16 protein-coding genes are annotated in these 19,626 nt (G+C 67.3%); 4 read left to right on the top strand and 12 right to left on the bottom strand.

Annotated features, from left to right (window positions below):
• Positions 1-319 precede the first annotated feature (319 nt).
• From KBY95_RS16100 to KBY95_RS16085, 4 genes are all read right to left on the bottom strand, one after another.
• The gene (locus KBY95_RS16100; protein WP_254966304.1) at positions 320-1,186 is read right to left on the bottom strand and encodes an NAD(P)-dependent oxidoreductase; all 867 of its coding nucleotides are present in this window, start codon (positions 1,184-1,186) and stop codon (positions 320-322) included.
• Positions 1,187-1,361: 175 nt separating this feature from the next.
• The gene (locus KBY95_RS16095; RefSeq protein ID WP_254966303.1) at positions 1,362-2,075 is read right to left on the bottom strand and encodes an ATP-binding cassette domain-containing protein; all 714 of its coding nucleotides are present in this window, start codon (positions 2,073-2,075) and stop codon (positions 1,362-1,364) included.
• Positions 2,075-3,244, bottom strand: a complete 1,170-nt coding sequence (devC, locus tag KBY95_RS16090) for an ABC transporter permease DevC (protein WP_254966302.1) — start codon at positions 3,242-3,244, stop codon at positions 2,075-2,077. The genes KBY95_RS16095 and devC overlap by 1 nt, the downstream gene beginning before the upstream one ends.
• Positions 3,241-4,317: an efflux RND transporter periplasmic adaptor subunit gene (locus KBY95_RS16085; protein WP_254966301.1), complete on the bottom strand. Its 1,077-nt coding sequence runs from the start codon at positions 4,315-4,317 to the stop codon at positions 3,241-3,243. Before KBY95_RS16085 ends, devC begins: the two co-directional genes overlap by 4 nt.
• A gap of 71 nt (positions 4,318-4,388) precedes the next feature.
• Here KBY95_RS16085 and KBY95_RS16080 point away from each other — a divergent pair, with 71 nt between their 5' ends.
• Together KBY95_RS16080 and KBY95_RS16075 are read left to right on the top strand one after the other, a co-directional pair.
• Entirely contained in the window at positions 4,389-5,051 is a 663-nt protein-coding gene (locus KBY95_RS16080) for a TVP38/TMEM64 family protein (RefSeq protein ID WP_254966300.1), read from the top strand.
• Positions 5,026-5,925, top strand: coding sequence for a class I SAM-dependent methyltransferase (locus KBY95_RS16075; protein ID WP_254966299.1), 900 nt, complete (start codon positions 5,026-5,028; stop codon positions 5,923-5,925). Before KBY95_RS16080 ends, KBY95_RS16075 begins: the two co-directional genes overlap by 26 nt.
• On the opposite strand, the gene KBY95_RS16070 is transcribed toward KBY95_RS16075, so the two are convergent.
• The 8 genes from KBY95_RS16070 to KBY95_RS16035 all read right to left on the bottom strand — a co-directional run bounded on the left by KBY95_RS16070 (position 5,891) and on the right by KBY95_RS16035 (position 18,120).
• Entirely contained in the window at positions 5,891-7,057 is a 1,167-nt protein-coding gene (locus KBY95_RS16070) for an HlyD family secretion protein (protein WP_254966298.1), read from the bottom strand. The two genes, KBY95_RS16075 and KBY95_RS16070, sit on opposite strands and share 35 nt — an antisense overlap.
• Entirely contained in the window at positions 7,057-10,008 is a 2,952-nt protein-coding gene (locus KBY95_RS16065) for a peptidase domain-containing ABC transporter (RefSeq protein ID WP_254966297.1), read from the bottom strand. Before KBY95_RS16065 ends, KBY95_RS16070 begins: the two co-directional genes overlap by 1 nt.
• Positions 10,005-10,787 (bottom strand): peptidylprolyl isomerase, encoded by a 783-nt coding sequence (locus tag KBY95_RS16060; RefSeq protein ID WP_254966296.1) that lies wholly within the window; start codon positions 10,785-10,787, stop codon positions 10,005-10,007. Before KBY95_RS16060 ends, KBY95_RS16065 begins: the two co-directional genes overlap by 4 nt.
• A 99-nt stretch (positions 10,788-10,886) precedes the next feature.
• On the bottom strand, positions 10,887-13,073 hold the full coding sequence (locus KBY95_RS16055; protein WP_254966295.1) for a glycosyltransferase: 2,187 nt from the start codon (positions 13,071-13,073) through the stop codon (positions 10,887-10,889).
• Positions 13,070-14,251 (bottom strand): HlyD family efflux transporter periplasmic adaptor subunit, encoded by a 1,182-nt coding sequence (locus KBY95_RS16050; protein ID WP_254966294.1) that lies wholly within the window; start codon positions 14,249-14,251, stop codon positions 13,070-13,072. Before KBY95_RS16050 ends, KBY95_RS16055 begins: the two co-directional genes overlap by 4 nt.
• 211 nt (positions 14,252-14,462) lie before the next feature.
• A complete protein-coding gene (locus tag KBY95_RS16045) occupies positions 14,463-15,542 on the bottom strand; it encodes an endo-1,4-beta-xylanase (RefSeq protein ID WP_254966293.1) in 1,080 nt (359 codons plus the stop codon).
• A gap of 73 nt (positions 15,543-15,615) precedes the next feature.
• On the bottom strand, positions 15,616-17,694 hold the full coding sequence (gene ligA / locus KBY95_RS16040; protein WP_254966292.1) for an NAD-dependent DNA ligase LigA: 2,079 nt from the start codon (positions 17,692-17,694) through the stop codon (positions 15,616-15,618).
• Positions 17,695-17,697: 3 nt separating this feature from the next.
• A complete protein-coding gene (locus KBY95_RS16035; protein ID WP_094585671.1) occupies positions 17,698-18,120 on the bottom strand; it encodes a hypothetical protein in 423 nt (140 codons plus the stop codon).
• A 61-nt stretch (positions 18,121-18,181) separates the two neighbouring features.
• On the opposite strand from KBY95_RS16035, the gene KBY95_RS16030 reads away from it, so the two are divergent.
• Positions 18,182-18,724 (top strand): SprT family zinc-dependent metalloprotease, encoded by a 543-nt coding sequence (locus KBY95_RS16030; protein ID WP_254966291.1) that lies wholly within the window; start codon positions 18,182-18,184, stop codon positions 18,722-18,724.
• Positions 18,725-18,853: 129 nt separating this feature from the next.
• Positions 18,854-19,504, top strand: a complete 651-nt coding sequence (locus KBY95_RS16025; RefSeq protein ID WP_254966290.1) for an RNA helicase — start codon at positions 18,854-18,856, stop codon at positions 19,502-19,504.
• Positions 19,505-19,626: the final 122 nt, after the last annotated feature.

The following is a 19,626-nucleotide window of genomic DNA, read 5'->3' as shown; positions in this document are numbered from 1 at the left end:
ACGATGAACTTCCGCCTCAAAGTAGATAGTGGCCCGTTTCGTTTCATCCATCCCTCGACACTAGCGCTTTGACGTCAAAGCGTCAAGACGGCGACGCTTCCGCCTTTCCTTTGATCCTTCTAACGCTCATTGGATGGTTTCCGTGAACCACAGCCGTGGCGCGCCTCACTTCCGTGAACCAGCATGAGCCTGCCGGTGGGTGTTGATTGACCCTCACTGCAGGCCATGGTGTTTCAGAACGCGTTGTCCAACACGAACAAGTGGTTCTCGGACCCGTGAACCACTTGTTCATTCTGATGCACGAGTCCCGTTCGCCCAGCTACGCCCCCGCCGTCAGTCGGTGCAGCGCGCTGTAATCCAGCTCATCCAGCCCGGCGTCGGTGGCCTGATCCAGCAGCGCCGCCAACCCATCAAGTCCCTCGGTCTCCAGCCCCAGCCCGCGCGCGGTCTGCAGGAACAGCAGCAGGTCCTTGCGCAGGTGGGCGGTGGGGAAGTTGGGGTTGGCGTAATCGTCGGCCAGTTCCTTGGCCAGCTTCTTGTCGAAGGTGGGGGCGTACAGGGCGCTGGCGCGCAGGATCGCCATGAAGGCCTCCACGTCCACCCCGGCCCGCTGCACCAGGTGGAGGCTCAGGCTGAAGCTGTGGGTGAGGCTGGCGATCAGCTGGTTGAGGGCCAGCTTGGTGGTCAGGGCCGCCCCCACCGGCCCCAGCAGCCGCGGTTCGCCCCCCAGCACCGCCAGCACCGCCAGCACCGGCCGGGCCCGCTCCAGGGCCGCCGCCTCGCCGCCCACCATCAGCTGCAGCGTGCCGGCCAGGGCCTCCGGCCGGCTGCCCAGCACCGGCACCTCCAGCAGCTCCGCGCCCCGATCCGCCAGCGCGGCGGCGAGTTCCCGGCTCTCCTCGGGCGCGATCGTGGCCACCTGCAGCACCAGCCGGCCCGACAGCGCTGCGCCGGCCTGCTCCAGCAGCACCGCGCCGGTGGTGGGGCCGTCGCTCAGCACCGTGATCACCACCTCCGCTCCGGCCATCGCCTCGGCAGGTGAGGCGGCCACCGTTGCGCCCAGGGCTTGCAGCGGCGCGCAGCGTCCCCGATGGCGATTCCACACCGTGAGCTGGTGCCCGCTGCCCAGCAGCCGTTCACCGATCGCCGCCCCCAGCAGCCCCGTGCCCAGCAGGCTGATCTCCATCGGCGCGGCCCTGCGGCGCTCGCCAACCTACCGGGGCTCTGACCCCTCCCCGCCCACCTCCGCCGCCGCCACGAAGCCATCGCCGTGCAGGGCGTGGGAAGTCTCCCTAAGGCCTTGGCCGTCAGAGGGCTGCAGCAGGCCGCACCATGGGGCGGGTCGCCCAAACCTGTGCGGCTCACCCCCCGACCAGCTGGCCGCCCTCGAGGGTGACGATCCGATCGGCGATGTCGAGGATCTTGTTGTCGTGGGTGACCATCACGATCGCGGCGCCGTTGTCGTCCGCCAGCTGGCGGAACAGGTCGACCACGTCGCGGCCGGTGGTCTTGTCCAGGGCGGCGGTGGGTTCATCGGCCAGCAGCAATCGGGGGCTGGGGGCCAGGGCCCGGGCGATCGCCACCCGCTGCTTCTGGCCGCCGGACAGCTTTTCCGGGAAGTAGTGCTGCCGCTCCGCCAGCCCCACCTGGTCGAGCATGGAGGCGGCGCAGTCCTCCATCGCGGCCCGGCCCCGACCCAGCCAGGTGGGCGAGACCTCCAGGCCGAAGCGCACGTTCTCCAGGGCCGTCAGGTAGGGCAGCAGATTGTGGGCCTGGAAGATGAAGCCCGCCTGTCGCCGCAGCCGGGTGAGGGCGTCGTTGTCGGCATGGAGCAGCTCCTCCCCCAGCACCTTGAGGCTGCCGCTCTGGGCGGCCCGCAGGCCACCGAGCATGGTCAGCAGGGTGGTCTTGCCGGAGCCGGAGGGCCCCGTCAGGATGATGATCTCGCCGGCGTGCACCGTCAGGTTGATGTCGAGGAGCACCTGCTTGGCGGTTTCCCCCTCGCCGAACCAGTGGTCGAGATGCTGGAGCTCAATGGGCAGCGCGCGCCCGGCGGCAGCGTCCAGCGGTGTCATCAGAAGATGTCGGCGGGGTCGAGCCGCCGCAGCTTGCCGGTGGCCAGCCAGCCCGAACCGGCCGCCATCACCAGGGTCAGGCTGAACACCGCCAGAGCCCGCTGGAGGGTCATCGCGATCAGCAGCGAGGTGGAGCGGGCCAGCAGCGCATAAAGGCCCATGGACAGCAGCAGGCTGGGCAGGAAGGCCAGGGCGGCCAGCAGCAGTGATTCCTGCACGATGATGCCGACGACGAAGCGATCGCTGTAGCCCATCGCCTTCATCGTGGCGTACTCCGGCAGATGGTCACTGACGTCGGAATAGAGGATCTGATACACAATGATGGCGCCGACCACCAGGCCCACCAGCACCCCGAGGTTGAAGATCAGCCCGAAGGAAGTGTTGTTGCGCCAGTGATCCACCTCCACGTCCTCCAGTTCCTTGAGGGTGAGCACCTTCACCGACGGATCGAGAAAGCTGTTCAAGGTGGCTTGCACCTGCAGCGGGCTGACGCCCGCTTCCAGCTGGATCACACCGAGCTGGATGTCGTCACTGGTCTGATCGGGGAACCAGGTCTTGAAGTTGCTGGCGGAGGTGATCAGGTTGATGTCGGCGGCAAAGGTGAGCCCCATCGTGAACAGCCCATTCACCACGGCCCGGTTGCCGCGCAGCTCGGTGTCGTAGAAACCGTCCCGGGCCACCACCTGGCCCACGGGGCCCGCCGCCTTCTTGGAGAGGGTGTCGAAAAAGAGGCCATCGGGCCGCAGCAGTTTGTCCGGATCGGCCGTCACCTCGGGGATGCGCAAGGCCGGATTCTCCGGAGCCAGCCCGAAGATCAGCGCCTGTTTTTTCTCGCGGCTGTCGCGGTTGAGCCAGTCGATCTTGCCGATGTAGAGGGGCGTCACCGCCTTCACGCCCCGCACCCCCCGGGCCTGGATCAGGCGGCTGCGGGGCAGGTTGAGCGGTTCGCCCAGGTTGGTGTAGCGCCGGCTCACCATCACCAGCTCGCCGTTGATCCTCTCCAGGGGGCGCTTCTGGCTCGCATAGAGCCCACTGGCCAGCCCCAGCTGGAAGAACACCAGCACGTTGGCGAAACTCACCCCGGCGATGGCGGCGAGCAGTCGCATCGGTCGATGGCTGGTCTGCCGCCAGGCCAGGGGCGTGCGGCGCAGGGCGGTCAGCGGGTTCATGGCTTCTGGACGCCGCCCAGGACGCGCTCCCGAGCCGCCTCCTGGCTGGCCTTCTGAGCGGCGGTCAGTGGGGCGAACAGCACATTCACCTGCAGGTAGTTGAGGTGGCTGGCCACCGCTGACTCCTGTGGGGTCAGGCCGATTTTCACCTCCAGCACCCGCCGGTCCAGGTTCTCGCCGGCCTGGCCGCTGAACACGGTCTGGCGGCTGACTTCGCGGGCGATCTCCACCACCTTCCCCTGCACGCTGCGCCCCTTGAAGCCGTCGGCGCTGAGGCTGACCTTCTGGCCCAGGGAGATCAGCGGGCGATCGCTCTGATACACCTCGGCGATCACGCCCATGCGGCTGCTGTCGCCCAGTTCCAGCAGGCCGTCATCACCGACTTTGTCGCCCGGCCGGGCATGCACCTTGAACACGGTGCCGGAGAAGGGGGCCAACACTGTGGCCTTGGCCCGCTCGACCTGGTCCTTCTCCAGCGACGCCCGGCTCTCGCGCAGCTCGGCGGCCAGGGTGCCCTTGGTGGTGATCGCCTCGGCCAGCTGGGCCTTGGCACTGTTCTCGTCGGCTTGCAGCTGCTCCACCCGGTTGGCCGTGGTGGCCCCGCTGGCGAACAGCTGCTCGGCCCGCCGTGCCTCGGCGCTGGCCTGGCCCAGGTCGGCCTTATAACGGGCGATGACGCTGTCCTGGGCGGCCAGCTTGCTCTGGGCCACCCGTATCGCCGCCTGGGCTTTGTTCACGCTGCTCTCGAGCGTGTCGAGGCTTTCGAGCACCGCCAGGGGCTGACCCTTGCGTACCTCCTGGCCCTCCTTCACCAGGATGTCGCGCACCCGGTCGTTGACCAGGGAACTGGGCACCGACACCTTGCTGATGCCGCCCAGGGGCTCGATCCGGCCCAGGGCGGAGACCTGCCGCGGCAGCAGCGGCACGGCGCGCTGAGCCTCAGCCTGTTTCCGTTCGCGCTGCTGCCACAGGCGATTGCCGAGCCCGGCCAGCACCAGCAGGGCCAGCAGGGCTGCAATCAGCGGCCAGGGTCCGCCGCTGCCCTTTCGACTGCTGGGCTTGGGCATGGTCATCGCGTGATGGCTCCTCGCCTCCGCTGGTTATAGGGCGCTGCCGTGGCCCTGCCCATCGCTACGGTTCGGCGATGGATGGATCCACCCTGCTGGATCAGCTGTTGCCAGCGCTGCGCTCCCCACTCGGGGCCATGGCCTTCGTGCCTCTCTACGCGCTGTGGGTGACCTTTCTGCTGCCGGGGGTCTGGGCTTCGATGCTGGCCGGGGTGCTCTACGGCCCGCTCTGGGGCAGCGTGCTGGTGTTCGCCGGGGCCTGCCTGGGGGCCCAGGCGGTGTTCCTGCTGGGTCGCGGCCGCTGGCGGGGCTGGGCCCGCCGCCGCCTGGCCGGGGCGCCGCGGCTGCTGGCGGTGGAGCGGGCGGTGTGCCGCCAGGGCCTGGTCCTGGTGCTGCTCACCCGCCTGTCGCCGGCCTTCCCCTTCAGCCTGCTCAACCTGGCCTACGGCCTCAGTGAGGTGAGCCTGCGCGACTACTCGATCGGCCTGATCGGCATCCTCCCCGGCACCGTGCTGTTCTGCGCCCTGGGGGCGGCGGCCGGCGATCCCAGCCGCTTCGCGGCGCTGCTGGCCGGCCCGGCCGATGGCGTCACCTGGGCCCTGCGGCTGCTGGGGGTGGCCGCCACCCTGGCGGCGGTGCTGCTCGTAGCCCGCCAGGTGCGCCTGGCCCTGGAGGAACGCGGGGTAGCCTCCCACGTGGCGATGCAGGCCAGCGATGGTGACGGCCGAGACTCCCCCTAGCCCCTCCGCCGGCACCTGCCCCAACTGCGGCGGCGCCAGCCTCTCCCTGGTGCGACGGGAGCGGGTGAGCAAGGCCCGGGTGGAGGCTGAACTCGTCCATTGCAGCGCCTGCGACTTTCTTTTCCTGGGCGATCCCTCCTGGCTGGACGTGGCCTACGAGGAGTCGTTTTACGGCGACACCGGCTACGTCGATCGCAACCTGCACGCCTCGCGGCTGCTGCGCCTGTTGCTGGTGATCGGCCGGCTGGGTCGCTTTGGCCCCAGTGAGCCCGGCTGCGATCTGGGCACCGGGCTGGGCATGCTGCCGCGTCTGCTGCGGGATCACGGCTTCGATTACCACGGCACCGATGCCTATGCGGCCATGGAACTGATCCGCCCCTTCTGCGGCCCCCCCGGCGATGGGGCCATCGGCTGCAAGACCGCCTTCGAAGTGATCGAGCATGTGCCCTGCACCCCCGGGTTCCTGCGCGACGAGGTGGGGGCCACGCCCCTGTTCGTGTTCTCCACCCTGATGCGGCAGGCGGGTGAGATCCCCGATCCCGACTGGTGGTACTACGCCTTCGGCAATGGTCAGCACATCAGCTTCCACAGTCGCCGCAGCTTCGAGGTGGCGATGGCTCAGGCGGGGATGGATCCTGCCTGGCTGGTCTGCATCGACGGGCCGGTGCACCGCCACGCCCTGCATCTGATCGCCCCGAAGGCCCGCTGGCGGATGGCCTTCCGTGTCGCCGGCGCTCTGGTGAACCGCGGCCTCGACGGGCTGCTGTTGCCGTGGCTGGAGCCCCTGGTGGGACTGCGCACACGCATCATCCCCGACCACTACATCGCCATGGAGCGGCTCAGATCTGCCGCAGAGCGTCAGCCTTGTCCTTGAAGTCGCTCAGCAGCAGCTGCAGATAGGTGACCTTGCGCAATTTGACATTGGCGGTGAGGGACATGCCCACCTGCAGCGGCAGCACCTTGCCGCTCTTGAGCTTCAGCTGCTGGGAGTTGAGCCGGATGTCCACCGGAAAGCGGTAGAAGTTGTTCATCTGGTCCGGGGGCAGGGCATCGGAGCCGATGCGCCGCACGGTGCCCTGCAGCACGCCGAAATCCGTGGCCGGGAACGAATCGATGCTGATGTCGGCCGTTTTGCCGACCGACACGAATCCGATTTCCCGGCTGGGCACTTCCACCCGCGCCTCCAGCTTGTCGAAGGGCACCACCTTCATCACCGGTTCGCTGGTCTGGGCCACGAAGCCCCTGGAGCGCGGCTTGAGCTCGAACACCACCCCCGCCTCGGGGGCCCGGATCGCCTGGTAGCGGATGTTGACGTTGAGCTCGGTCAGTTTGCTGCCCAGGTCGGCCAGTTCGCTCTGGATTTCGCGGATGCCCTGCTGCAGGATCGCCTGCTGGCGCAGCCGGTCGACGCCGGTTTCCTCCAGCTTCCCCTCCACCTCCTGGACCTTGTTGCGCTGGGAGAGGTACTGAAGTTCGGCGGTGGCGCCCTCTTTGTTGAGCGTATCGAGGCGGCTGAGCACATCCTTTTCGAGCACCAAGCTCTGGCGCAGCACCCGCTGGGCGGTGTCATTGAACTGGAGGTACCGGGCCAGCTCCACCTGCTTGAGGCGCAGCTGCTGCTCTTTGTACCGGATCGTCCGCTGCATGCTGGCCTGGCGGTCGAGGGTGGTCTCGGTGTCGAGGCGCAGCAGCACCTGTCCCTTCTCCACCCGCTCGCCCTCCTTCACCATCACCTCCTCCACCACGCCGCCCACCGGCATCTGGATGTCCTTCACCACCCCCAGGGGCTCGAGCTTGCCCGGGGCGGTGACGATCTCCTCGGTCTGGGCGAAGGCCAGCCAGCCGAGGCCGAACAGGGTGACCCCCATCAGGGTCCAGGTGATCGAGCGGGCCCAGAAGCGAGACTGCTGCAGCACCACGTCGTCGCTGTCGGTGTGGATGCTGCGCTCGAGGCCGTTCTGGGCACGACGCAGCAAGCCGGCCGGGGTGGGCAACGGTGGAGCCATCAGCCCGCCTCCTGTTGGCGATAGAGCGCGAAGTAGCGTCCCTTCAGGGCCATCAGTTCCTCATGGGTGCCGGTCTCCACGATGGCCCCCTGGTGCATCATCACGATCAGATCGGCGCGGCGGATGGTGGACAGGCGGTGGGTGATGAAGAACACGGTGCTCTGGCTCATCGCCTCGCGGAGGTTGTCGCACACCTGGCGTTCGGTGTCGTAATCGAGGGCGCTGGTGGCTTCGTCCATCACCAGCAGCTGGGGCTGGCTCAGCAGGGTGCGGGCGATGGCGATGCGCTGGCGTTGGCCGCCGGAGAGGGAGGCGCCCCGTTCCCCCAGGGGGGTGCTGTAGCCGGAGGAGAGCTCCATGATGAAGTCATGGGCACCGGCGATCCGGGCGGCCTCGACGATGGCGTCGCTGGGCGCCTCAGGGTTGGTGAGGGCGATGTTCTCGCTGATGGTGCCGGAGAAGAGCAGGGGATCCTGGGGCACGATCCCCACCTGGCGGCGCAGGGAGTAGAGCTCAACCTTGTCAATGTCGTAGCCATCCACGAGGATGCGGCCCTTTGAGGGGGAATAGAGGCGCGGCAGGAGCTTCATCAGGGTGCTCTTGCCACTGCCGCTCTGGCCCACGATCCCGGTGAAGGTGCCGGGCGGAACGTGCAGGTTGACGTTGCTGAGCACCTCGGGTCCGCCGGGGTTGAAACGGAAGCTGAGGTTCTCGAACACCACGTCTCCTTTCACCGGCGGCAAGGGGATGTGACCGCGATCGGCTTCGCTGGATTCCTCCGGGGTGTCCACCACATCGGCGAGGCGCTCAAACGACACGCGCAGCTCCTGGATGTTCTGCCAGATGGAGGAGAGACGCAGCAGGGGCTGGGTGACGTAGCCGCTGATGATCCGGAAGGCGATCAGCTGGCCCAGGGTGAGTTCCCCCTTCAGCACCATGGTGGCCCCCACCCAGAGCACCAACAGCTGGGACAGCTTCTGAAGCACCGAACTGGTCTCGTTGAGGAAGGTGCCGGTGATGGTTTTCTCGAAGGTGCGGGAGATGTACTTGGCGTAGAGCTCCTGCCATTTCCAACGGCTCACCATCTCAACGTTCTGGGCCTTCACCGTCTGGATGCCGGTGAGCACTTCCACCAGGTGGCTCTGGGTGCGGGCGTTCTCCTCGGCCGCCTGGCGGTACTGGCGTCGGAACAAGGGAGCCCCGAGCAGGGTGAGTCCCACCTGGATGGGCAACACCGCCAGGGCGATCAGCGTCAGCAGCCAGCTGTAGATCGCCATCACGATGATGTAGATCACTGAGAAGGCCGCATCCAGCAGGGTGATCAGGGCCTGGCCGGTGAGGAAGTTGCGGATTTTCTCCAGCTCGGCGATCCGGGTGCCCAGCTCCCCGACAGGTCGCTTGTCGAAATAGCCAAGCGGCAGGCGCAGCAGGTGGTCGATCACTTCGGCGCCGAGGCGCAGGTCGATGCGGTTGGTGGTGTCGGTGAACAGGAAGGTGCGCAGCGAGCCGATCACCCCCTCCATCAGGGTGACCACCACCAGGGCCATGCCCAGGATCTGCAGCGTGTCGAGGCTGCGCTGGGAGATCACCTTGTCGATGATCACCTGGATCAGCAGGGGGTTGGCCAGGCTGAACAGCTGGACCACGAAGGAGGCCAGCAGCACCTGGAGCAACATGCCCCGGTAGCGCTTCAGGGCCGGCCAGAACCAGCCCGGGCCGAAGGTCTGCTCCGGGGTGTCGATGCTGCGCTCCAGCAGCAGCAGTTCGAGTCCCTCCGGGTAGGTCTCGGCGATCTGGGCCGGGCTCAGCTGCACCCAGCCCTCCGCCGGCGAGGCCAGCCGCAGGCCGGCGGCGTTGCTGGCGGTGGCGATGGCGAAGCCTTCCTTCCAGGGCACCAGGCAAGGGGTGATCAGGCGGGTGGCGGACGCTGCCGGCACCTTGGCGCCAGTGACCAGCAGGCCGAGCATGGCGGCGATCTGGCCGCAGAGCTGCAGATCGGGTGGCTGGCCGCGGCGCATCTTGTCGCGCAGGATCTTGTCCACCGCGTCACGGCGGTAGGGAAGCTCCAGCAGCTTGCCGAGCATCTGGAAGCAGGCCAGGGTCTCCTCCAGCGGCCCGGTGCCCCGCACCAGGGTGAGATGGCGGTCGGCCCGATCCTGGCCCAGATCGAGGCTGCTGGGCTGGGCCTGGCCACCAGCAGCGGCCTCCATGGGCTCGATGGCCTGGTCAGCCGTGGTGTCCGAGGGGGACGGAGCTGGGGCCACCGCCACGGCTGGTGCGGGGGTGAGGGCCAGCAGCCGCAGCGGCAGGGGGGGACGGGGCTGGGGGAGCGGTTCTGTCGCTGCCAGCAGTGAGCCGATGGGCAGATCGGGGACGTTGGCGCTGGCCAGGAGCAGGTCCTCTCCGTCCTGCAGGGCGATGGCCCCGGCGGCGGTCGGCAGCACACCCCGGGCCCGCAGGCGCAGCTGCTCGATCTTTTCGCGCCAGAGGGGCGGATCGAAGCGGCCCGCGGCGGCCCCATCCCGTTGCAGCAGCAGCTGATGCAGTTCCGCCGTCCAGAGGTGGCGGCCACACCACTGACGCAGTCCGTCTTCGGCCAGCAGCAGCTCAAGCATCAGCGTGTCCGGGACTGCCGTTGCCAGCAGCTCGGAGGCGGCACTCACCGGCTCAATCCCCTCAGCCCGCAACAGCGACACCAACCCCACGATGGCGCCGGGGCCAAGCCGTTCGAGGGTGAAGGGCCGACCGTCCCGCTCCCCCAGCAGCCGGGCCTCACCCTCGTGCAGCACGAGCACACGGTCGCCGATGCTGCCGGCGTTGCTGAGGTCTTCGCCGACGCGGAACCGGCATGGGCGGGCTTCCGCCAGCAGCCGTTCCCGGCCGGCGATGGAGAGGCCATCGAAGGGCGGCAGGGTGAGCCAGTCGGTGCGTCCGGGGACCGTGGATGTCATCGTCCCTGCCCCGGCCGCAGCAGCAGGGCCACTTCCTGATCCACCCATTCGTCAAACAGCTCCCGCGCCATCCGCTTCTGCATCTCTTCGTCAAAGCTGGCGGAACGGAGCGTTTCCAACCGCACCACCAGCCACCAGCGGTCGATGCGCAGGGGGGGATGGAGCTGGCCCGGGCGGCTGGTGCGCAACAGCTCGGCCAGGGACGGATGGGCCTGCAGCAACGGCACTGGGCCCACCACCCCCCGGGTGGAGCGCTCGGGCCCCTTGGCGTAAGTGGCTGCCAGCTCGGCGAAGTCGGCTTCCCCCTCGGCGATGCGTAGGTAGAGCTCGCGGGCCAGCGCTCCGTCCTCCACCCGCAGCAAGCTGTAAATCACCTGATCCAGCTGGTTCTTGCGGCCCAGATAGCGCTGCTCGGCCCGGTGCAGAAAGTGCTCCTGGCAATGCTTTTCGATCCTGGCGGGCAGCTCCGCCTGCCAAACCACATCGGCTTCCGACAGTTCGTGCCGCAGCAGGTGGTTTTTCAGATCATCGGCGGAACGGAGACCGTGGCTGCTCCCCCAGGCCTGCTGGGATTTCTGGCGCTCTTCCGCTCCCAGGGTCACCTCCGCCACGGCTCTGGCGATCACCGACTGGCGCAGCAGGGGCAGCAACAGCTGGTGGCGGGCCAGCTGGCGCCGCAGTCCCCCCGGGATCTCAGGCAGCGGCTCCGCCATCGCTTCCATCTGCACCGGTGGACCGGAGGGGCGCACGGGCGGATCGAGGCTGATGTCGTGGTCCAAGGGGTGGGCGACGGCCACAGGTTCAGCATTCACCAAGACATTCTGGGGCTGAACCGGCGATTCCAGATGTATCGGTAGCGGTTGCACAGCGCTGGCAGCTCAGGAGCGCCGCAGGATCGGCTCGGCACGCACCACGCTGCCGAGGAGCAGGAACAGCGCCTCGATGCTGCCCACCCGTTTCACCTTCTGGAACCAGGCATTCTCCCCATAGATGAGCTGGATCAGGGCGGCCTCCGTCTCCCGGGCCGGCATCTGGAAGTTCAGCCCCAGCAGGTGTTGCTGCCGCAGACGGCTGGCCCTCATCAGCCGGACGGGCAACTCCAGGTGGTACTGGGGCACCCGCAGCAGGCCTTGAATCTCTCCCTTGCCTGGGCCAGGGGCGTTGAGCAAGAGGCTCGCCCCCTGCTCGGAGACATCGTTGGTGATGCCCCAGTACTCCGTGCCCTCCACTTCGAGGCAGGCCACCAGCCCCAGGGGGAAGCGGTCGGCCTGGCGGCGGATCGGTTTGTCGATGCAGGCGAGCAGGCAGATGAACATCAGGAGGCCGTTGTAGAGGTTCCAGCCGACCATCAGGCCCTCTCCCTCGAAGACAGATCTGGACCAGCGAATGTCCAGCAGCGGCAGGCCGTAATTCAGCACCAGAACACCCACAAAAACGAAGAGGTAGGTGAGGAAGGGCCAGGCAAAACGCAGATCCATGGTCTGCTTCGGATTGTTGACGTCTTTGTTGGTGACCAGACTGCCAACGGATCGGAACGGCCGGAACAGAATCTGTGACATCCTTTTCAATGCTGGGAAGCAAAAAAGGGATTCATAGACCTCCGTCCAGAAATGGAAGTAATGGCCGTTGGTTTGCCAGGACGGCATGAAATACAACATGATCACGAACGGCAAGCCGTAGGCCATGTATTCCACCGGAGGTGCGGCAATCAGCGTGAAGCCGATCAGCATCGACATCAAAGGGAAAATAATATAGACGGCGCGAAACAGAGGAGTCAGCAGACTGAGCAGAAGATTCAGATAAAAAACCTTCTGCCAGAAATTCAGGGTTTTCCAGATCGGCAGCTCTTTGGGTGAAGTGAACACCTGCAAGTTTCCCTGCATCCAACGCAGCCGCTGCTCGAGATAATCGCGGAAGGTGCGGGGTACTTCGCCCAGGCTCAGCACTTCATCCAGGTAGACCATGCGCCAGCCGCGGGTGAGCAGTCGGGTGCCGGTCTGGTTGTCTTCGACGATGCAATGGGTGACATAACCACCGATGGCCTCCAGCGCCGAGCGCCTGGCCAGATAGGAAGTGCCACAGCACACCACGGCATTGAAGGGATCGCGAATCACCTGGACATAGCGGAAGAAATAGTCCATGTCGTCGGGGACAAGGACGTCCAGGCCGAGATTGCGATTGTGAAAATCTGAGTTGAAGTAGTGCTGTGGGGTTTGCACCAAGGCAACGTTGGGATCCTTGAAAAAGCCAACCGTGCGATCCAGGAATCGGCTGAACGGGATGAAATCACAATCAAAGACGGCAATCAGGTCGCCATGGGAATGGGCCAGGGCATAGTTGAGGTTGCCAGCCTTGCGGTGCAGATTGTCGGGACGGCTCAGATACTGCACGCCTAGTTCCTGGGCCAAGGCGGCAATGGAGGGTCGGTGGCCGTCGTCAAGAACGTAAATCGTTTTATTTTTGTAATGAATATTGGTGCATGCCATGATGCAGCGTCGAACGAGTCGCTCCGATTCATTATAGGTGGGAATCCATAGATCAACGCTGGGTTGATGCTCCTTTGCCCAGGCCAGCAGTTGATCCGCCTGGCGTCGCCGTTGCTCTGGTTTGTACTTCAGAGAGGGATAGAACTGCAGGGCGGATGTGAGGAGATACGTGAACTCACAGAGAAAGAAGATCAGACTGAAGACGAGGCTGGCTGGGTGGGCCGTGTTGATGGTCGTCGCTCGCCAGATGAAGTAGCGAATCGCGAACAGCGACAGCATCACGGTGGCCAGCAGGTAGGCGGACGGGCGCCTGGGCAGGAGGTTGACCCCAAGGCAGATCCCGACCGCCAGAGCCAGGGGCAGCAGCACGTCCACCCACACGTCCCGCACCTGCCAGAGTTCGGGCAGGACCCGGAAACTCAGAGGGTTGAGAAGCCCGATCGCCACCACGGACACCTGCAGATTGGCCAGCAGTACCGCCAGAACCAGGCTCGCCCCGGAGAGCAGCAGCACCATCCAGACCCATGGCGAGATCCTCGTGTTGCCGGTGGGATCCGAAAACGAGTGGAGGAACTTCATCGTTCGAAGCTGACCTTCGCCGTGAACCCCACGTAGCAGAACTCCCCTGGAGGAGCCGGAAAGTCATTGAGGATGCGGATCTTCACCTCGCTTTCTCTGGCCAGATTGATCGGCACCGGTTGGGGCGCTTCATCACCCAGCTGGGTTCGGCCGATGCCGGAGCGGATGCCGATCACTTCGCCCCGCAGTTTGTCCCGATTGCCCACCAGTTCGATTCTGGCCTTGCTGCCCAGGCGAATCCGGTTGAGATCGTTTTCCGCCACCGTGGTCGTCAGCCAGCGCTGGCTGCAATCGATCATCTGGATCACCGTCTGCATGGCGTCGACGGAGTCCCCCCTCTGGGCCCCCAGCTGCCAGACCACCGCCTTCCTGGGACTGACGAGTCGGGAGCGACTGCGCTCCTGCCATTCCTCCTTGGCGACGTTCATCTGCTGCTCCAGGCCGCTGACTTGGAACGTCTGGGTGCGCACATCCCCTTCGGCATTCTCGAGCGCGATGGTGGCCTCCTGCAGCCGCACCACCGGATCGGAGTTGCTGCGGTTGTTGCGCAGGGTGAGGTCGTTTTTGGAAGCCTGCAGAACCGCCGCCTGGCCGGCCAGCTGGGCTTCAAGGCCCCGCACTTCACGCGCACGTTGCTGTTCGGTGGTGCGGGCCCGATCGACCACGTTGGCGGCCACGGCCCCGGCCCGGAACAGTTCTTCCTGCCGCAGGGTCTCCCTTCTGGCGAAGGCGAATTCCTTGCGGGCCCGGTCCAGGGCGAAGCCGAGGTTGTCCCGTTCGTTCTGGTCGCGGGAGATTTCCAGGCTGCGCTGCTGTCTGGCGTCCTGATTCAGTTGTGCCACGAGCTTCTTGCGCAGATCCCGGCGTGTCCGCAGCTCCTGCAGCCGGCCGCGGGCCGTTTCCAGCTGGGTTTCCAGGCCCGCGAGCACATCACGGGTGGCCATCGGATTGACCACGATGGCCAGGGTCTGGCCGGGGCGGACCTCCACGCCTGTCCCCACCGTGAGACTTTCCAGGACGCCGGTGACCGGACTCCTCAGGACGATCGGAGTGGCATTGATGACCGCATCACGGGAGCGCGCGGTGAAGAAGTTGATCACGATCGCCAGGGCCGTGATCAGCAACCCAGCCGAAATCAGCAGGATGGTGAGATCGGCCCTATGGGAGGTGGGGACCACGTCATCGTCATCCGTCGCGGGGGCGCCCAGGAGCGAACCGGGTGCGCCGGTGGACTCAGGATCGCTCGCGCCAGCGGACGATGAGGACATTCCGACAGTTGACGGTGGAATTTGATTCTACCAGAACAACAACTTTTCAAGGGGGTAAGCCCTTTCATTGAGCCGTTAATCTGCGTTGGACATGCTCTTTCGCTTGGCTGATCTGACTGAATCAGAGCTTGCTCAAGCCAGCCATTATAGCGGCTGTTGCTGGTTTGGGCTGGTTGTTTTCATCGAAAGGCAACGGCCGTTGCGGCAGGCCATCCGCCCTGGGAAAAAATGAATTCAGCCAGGTGGTGCGATCACTCAATCCCCAGCTGGTGATCAGCTTCAGCCGGGGTTCCGGCAGGACCGCCGCCAGGAACGCCCCGTAGACCGCCGCCACGGCGCGGTCACGCTCCGGGATGGCCGCCGGCAGTTCCCGGTCGTTCACGTCCAGTTCCGTCACATAGATGTCGAGATTCAGGGCCGCCAGCTCCCGCAGGAAGGCGGGCAGGGTGGCAAAGGTGGTGGGGCCGCTGCCGTTGGCGTAGAGGTGGGCCTGCAGCCCCACGGCGTTCAACGGCACGCCGCTGTCGCGCAGTTGCCGCAGCAGCGCCAGGAAGGAACGCCGCTTGCGTGCCGTCTTGGCGTCATCGCCCTCCAATCCGTACTCATTGATCACCAGGGCCGCCGCGGGATCGGCCTGATGGGCGAGGTTCAGCGCGCGGGCGATGTAGCCGGGTCCCAGCCGCTCCAGCCAGAGGGTTCGGCGCAGGCCCGTGCCGTCGTCGGCGATCGGTTCGTTCACCACATCCCATGACGGCAGCTGGCCGCGGTAATGCCCCACCACCGTGCCGATGTAGGTCGCCAGGGCCCTGTCCAGTTCCGCCGCCGGAAGCGCCTTGACCCAGGCCGGCAGCTGTTCGTGCCACAGCAGGGTGTGGCCCCGCATCGCCAGACCGTGTTCGCGGGCGAACGCCAACAGCCGATCTGGGGCGCTGAAATCGAAGCGCCCCGGCGCCGCTTCCACCCCGTCCCACTTCAACTCGGATTCGGGCACGATCAGGCCGCTCTGGCTGGTCACCAGGCGTCGCAGGTCGGGGTTCTGCAGCTGCTCGTTGGTGACGGCGGTGCCCCAGCGCAGGCCGCGCGCCGCCGCCAGCCCCTGCAGGGTCGGGGACGACCCAGGCGGCCCCGGCGGCAGCGCCTGCGCCACGCTCCAGCCCAGGGCCCCCACCACGGCGAACAGGATCACTTGCCGTCGTCGCATGGTGCAGCTGCAGACGTGCCATCCCCACTCTGGCCGCTGACGCCGGCAGGGGCAGCGGAAGAGCGGAAACCGTTCAGGCCGGATCGGTCCCCAGCAGCGCCCTCAGGCCTTCCTCATCCAGCACGCTCACCCCGAGGGCCTGGGCCTTGATGAGCTTGCTGCCGGCCTCCTCTCCCGCCACCACGTGGCTGGTCTTGCGGCTCACCGAACCGCTCACCTTGCCCCCGGCCGCCTCAATCATGGCCTGGGCGGCGGAGCGGCTCAGGCCGGGCAGGGTGCCGGTGAGCACGAAGGTCTGGCCCGCCAGGGGTGTCGGCGCCGGCGGCCGCCCATCCCCGCCTGCGTTCTGGTCGGGCGCGGCAGCCAGGGAGAAACCCAGCGCCCCCAGCTGCTCCAGCAACAACCGATTGGCCGGCGTGGCGAACCACTGCCGCAGGGACTGGGCGATCTCGGGGCCGATGCCGAAGACCGCCGTAAGCCGATCCGCCGCCTCGCCGTCGTCGCCGGCCAGGGCGGCGGCCTCCAGCGTGGTGGCGCTGGGGAAAGCCCGGGCCAGGGCCTTGGCGTTGACCTCACCCACATGGTGGATGCCGAGGCCGTAGAGCTGGCGGTGCCAGGGCTGTTGCTTCGACGCCTCCAGGGCGGCCACCAGCTTGGCCGCGGAGGTTTCCCCCATCCGCTCCAGGCTGGCCAGCAGGGCGGCATCGAGCCCGTAGAGGCCGGGGATCGAGGCCACCAGGCCCCGGTCGACCAGCTGCTCGATCAGCTTGATCCCCAGGCCGTCCACATCAAGGGCCCCCTTGCTCACCCAGTGGCGCAGGGAGCCCCGCAGGATGGCGGGGCAGCCGTTGTTGACGCAGCGGGTGGCGGCTTCCCCTTCCTCACGCACCAGCGCCGAGCCGCATTCCGGACAGGTGGGGGGCAGCTCCAGCCGGGTCGCCCCCGCCGGCCGCAGCTCTTTGAGCACCCGTACCACCTCGGGGATGATCTCGCCCGCCTTGCGCACCACGATCGTGTCGCCGGCACAGAGATCCAGCTCCGCCACGCGGTCGGCGTTGTGGAGGGTGGCGCGGCTCACGGTGGTGCCGGCCAGGGGCACCGGCTCGAACTCCGCCACCGGGGTGACGACCCCCGTGCGGCCCACCTGGCAGGTGAGGCGGAGCAGGCGGCTGGGGGCCTCCTCGGCGGCGTACTTGAGGGCGATCGCCCAGCGGGGCGCCTTCTGGGTGAAACCCGCCTCTTCCTGCAGGCGCAGGTCGTCGAGTTTCACCACCACCCCATCGGTGGCATAGGGCAGGCCGCGGCGCTCCTCCTCCCAGCGGTCGCAGAAGAGCTTGACCGCCGCCAGGTCGGGGCAGAGGGCGCAGTGGGGATTGACGCGGAACCCGGCCGCCTTGAGCCAGCCGAGGGCCTGCCACTGGCTGCGGGGCCCGGCCTGCCAGTCCTCACTCAGGTGCAGAGTGTAGGCGAAGAAGGACAGGCCCCGCGCGGCCACCACCTTCGGATCCAGCTGGCGCAGGGTGCCGGCGCAGGCGTTGCGGGGGTTGGCGAAGGGGGCCTCGCCCCGCTCGGCACGCTCGGCATTGATGGCGGCGAAGGTGGCGTCCGGGATGAAGGCCTCACCGCGCACCTCCACCCAGGCCGGGGGCGGCTCCAGCTCGAGCCGCAGGGGCACGCTGCGGATCGTGCGCACGTTGGCGGTGATCTCCTCGCCCCGTTCCCCGTCCCCCCGGGTGGCGGCCCGCACCAGCACCCCGTGCTCGTAGCTCAGGGCCAGGGCGTTGCCGTCGATCTTGAGTTCGCCCACCATCGGCAGGGCCGGCTCCTGGGAGCCCTCCTGGGGTTCGCGGTCGAGCACCTTGAGCAGGCGGCCGTACCAGACGTCCAGTTCATCGAGGGAAAAGGCGTTGTCGAGGCTCAGCAGGGGAATCCTGTGGGCCACGTTCGTGAAGCCCTCGGCCGGGGCTCCCCCCACCCGGCGTGTGGGGCTGTCGGGCCGGATCAGCGCCGGATCGGCCTGCTCCAGCGCCACCAGCTCCCGGTAGAGCCGGTCATAGACCGGATCCTCCATGACCGGAGCATCGAGAACGTAGTAGGCATGGGCGGCGCGGTTGAGCAGGCGCCGCAGTTCTTCTGCCCGGGCTTGGGCCACGGCTCAGGCGGCCGCCAGCTTGGTGATGCGATCCACGCGCCAGGCCTCCTCCACCTTCACGAAGGTGAAGTCCAGTGGCAGTTCCTCCTTGCCGTCGGTCTTGAGCTTGACCGTCAGGATCACCTGGCCCTCCTGCAGCCGGGGCCGGCCGGACTTGAGGTTGCGGTACTTGTTGAGCTGCAGGCCGGCCAGGAAGCGGATGAACTGCTGGCGGTTGACGTGGGAGCGGTAGTTGCGGGTGGTGAGCAGGTAGGCCCCGTCCACCTGGCCGGAGGCCACCTGGGTGAAGAACTGCTTGATCAGCGGATTGATGCCCCGGGCGCTGAGCACCAGCCGGACCGCCGAGATGGTCCAGTACAGAAGCAAGCCACCCGCTCCCGCCAGCAGGAGCTTGGTGCCGATGTCGCGGGCCAGTCCCCAGTCCATGGTGATCCCATCCGTTCGCAGCGTTGCAGAGTCTGACGGACGACCCCACCAGAATGGGCCGATGCCCCTGGAACCGCTGCTGCCCCTGTTCCACCGGCTCAATCGCGAGCACTTCGACGGCCAGCTCACCCGCGGGGACAGACCCCTGGTGGACGTGCGCTGGAGCGACGGCCGCCTCACCCGCACCGCCGGCTTCTACAGGCGGGGGCGTCTGGCCGACGGGCGTGACCTCTGCGAGATCGTCCTCTCCCGGCCCCTGCTGGAACCGTTGCCCCGCCAGGCCACCCTGGGCACCCTCTGCCACGAGATGATCCATGCCTGGGTCGACCGGGTGCTGGCGGTGCAGGAGGTGCACGGCCCCCATTTCCGGGCCCGGATGGCGGTGATCAACAAGGCCCAGGACGGTTTTCAGGTGAGCCTGCGCCACCGCTACCCCCTGCCGGTGGCCGCCAGCCGCTGGATCGCCCGCTGCCCACGTTGCGACAGCCGGACGCCCTACCAGCGCCGCCGCCACGGCCTGGCGTGCCGCCACTGCTGCGAGCGCCTGCATGGCGGCCGCTGGGATGCGAGCTGTCTGCTGGTGTTCGAGCCCGCCACCGCCTAGGTTCTGGCGCAGGTGTTGGGGCCGATGGCGACGTTTCTGTGGACCCTGGAATGGGGTGGTTTCACCATCGCCCTGGTGGGGATGGGGCGCGAGCACTGGCTGTCCGGTCGGCGCCGTTAAAATCTTTTGATGCCTGCAACGGATCAGGGCTACGGCCGAGAACGCGACCCCCGAGAAAGGGAATTTCGTGACCGCCAGGAGCGCGAGCGTGAACCGACCCGGCGGCCACGGGGCGGAGCCGACCCCCTTGATCAGCGGGTCGATCGCTGGGTGACGGCGGGCCGCCAGTTCGTCGAGGGGGTGGCGGGTTCTCGGCCCGGTGGCCGTCCGGCCCCGCGGGGTGCCGAGCGCCGGCCCCAGCTGCGGCCGCGCATGGATGAGTTCGGCCGCTGGGTGGAAGGGCGCCTCGACTGGCTGCTTGATGATGGGGACGACTGGCGTGAACCCTGGCAGGAGTCCGAGCGCAGCGCCCCTCAGGAACCGCCACCACCGGCGCCGCCGCCGCCCACCGCATCGGGTGGCCCACGCCGCCAGGGGCTGGAGGCCGTGTCGCGGCGAGGCCGGCCGGGGGTGCCCCTTGTTCAGCCGCCGGGCCCAGACCCCCGGCCCAGCCAAGGCACCGGCACGGACGTCGACGGCGACTGGCCCGATGACGCCAGTTTCACCTTGCCCCGCTGGCAACGTCCCGAGCCCGGCGAGCCTGACGCCCCCCCGGAACCGGCGTCCAACCCACCGCTCGAAGGCCGGCCCTTGCCGCGCTCCAGCCGTCGGCGCTCCTAGGAGCCTGCTGAAATAGCCGCCAATCCGACTCCAGCCACAACGTTTTTGTCTGTGACGGCCATGGACAGCCCTGATCGGCAGTGGGGTTCAACTCTTCGGGTGGATTTTCTTGGCCCTTGTGC

Origin of the sequence: Cyanobium sp. Aljojuca 7A6 (assembly GCF_024346455.1) — a bacterium.
In the GTDB taxonomy this organism is placed as follows: Bacteria; Cyanobacteriota; Cyanobacteriia; order PCC-6307; family Cyanobiaceae; genus Cyanobium.
The sequence above is the reverse complement of the archived record's forward strand: the minus strand, read 5'-3'. Positions and strand labels throughout refer to the sequence as shown.

What these genes read in the sequence shown, in the direction of transcription:
- KBY95_RS16035 (WP_094585671.1), bottom strand. Translation starts at nt 18,120, where the DNA reads ATGGACTGGGGACTGGCCCGCGACATCGGCACCAAGCTCCTGCTGGCG.
- KBY95_RS16025 (WP_254966290.1), top strand. Translation starts at nt 18,854, where the DNA reads ATGCCTGCAACGGATCAGGGCTACGGCCGAGAACGCGACCCCCGAGAA.
- KBY95_RS16055 (WP_254966295.1), bottom strand. Translation starts at nt 13,073, where the DNA reads ATGAAGTTCCTCCACTCGTTTTCGGATCCCACCGGCAACACGAGGATC.
- KBY95_RS16080 (WP_254966300.1), top strand. Translation starts at nt 4,389, where the DNA reads ATGGATGGATCCACCCTGCTGGATCAGCTGTTGCCAGCGCTGCGCTCC.
- KBY95_RS16095 (WP_254966303.1), bottom strand. Translation starts at nt 2,075, where the DNA reads ATGACACCGCTGGACGCTGCCGCCGGGCGCGCGCTGCCCATTGAGCTC.
- devC (WP_254966302.1), bottom strand. Translation starts at nt 3,244, where the DNA reads ATGAACCCGCTGACCGCCCTGCGCCGCACGCCCCTGGCCTGGCGGCAG.
- KBY95_RS16045 (WP_254966293.1), bottom strand. Translation starts at nt 15,542, where the DNA reads ATGCGACGACGGCAAGTGATCCTGTTCGCCGTGGTGGGGGCCCTGGGC.
- KBY95_RS16030 (WP_254966291.1), top strand. Translation starts at nt 18,182, where the DNA reads ATGCCCCTGGAACCGCTGCTGCCCCTGTTCCACCGGCTCAATCGCGAG.
- KBY95_RS16065 (WP_254966297.1), bottom strand. Translation starts at nt 10,008, where the DNA reads ATGACATCCACGGTCCCCGGACGCACCGACTGGCTCACCCTGCCGCCC.
- KBY95_RS16085 (WP_254966301.1), bottom strand. Translation starts at nt 4,317, where the DNA reads ATGACCATGCCCAAGCCCAGCAGTCGAAAGGGCAGCGGCGGACCCTGG.
- KBY95_RS16075 (WP_254966299.1), top strand. Translation starts at nt 5,026, where the DNA reads ATGGTGACGGCCGAGACTCCCCCTAGCCCCTCCGCCGGCACCTGCCCC.
- KBY95_RS16100 (WP_254966304.1), bottom strand. Translation starts at nt 1,186, where the DNA reads ATGGAGATCAGCCTGCTGGGCACGGGGCTGCTGGGGGCGGCGATCGGT.
- KBY95_RS16070 (WP_254966298.1), bottom strand. Translation starts at nt 7,057, where the DNA reads ATGGCTCCACCGTTGCCCACCCCGGCCGGCTTGCTGCGTCGTGCCCAG.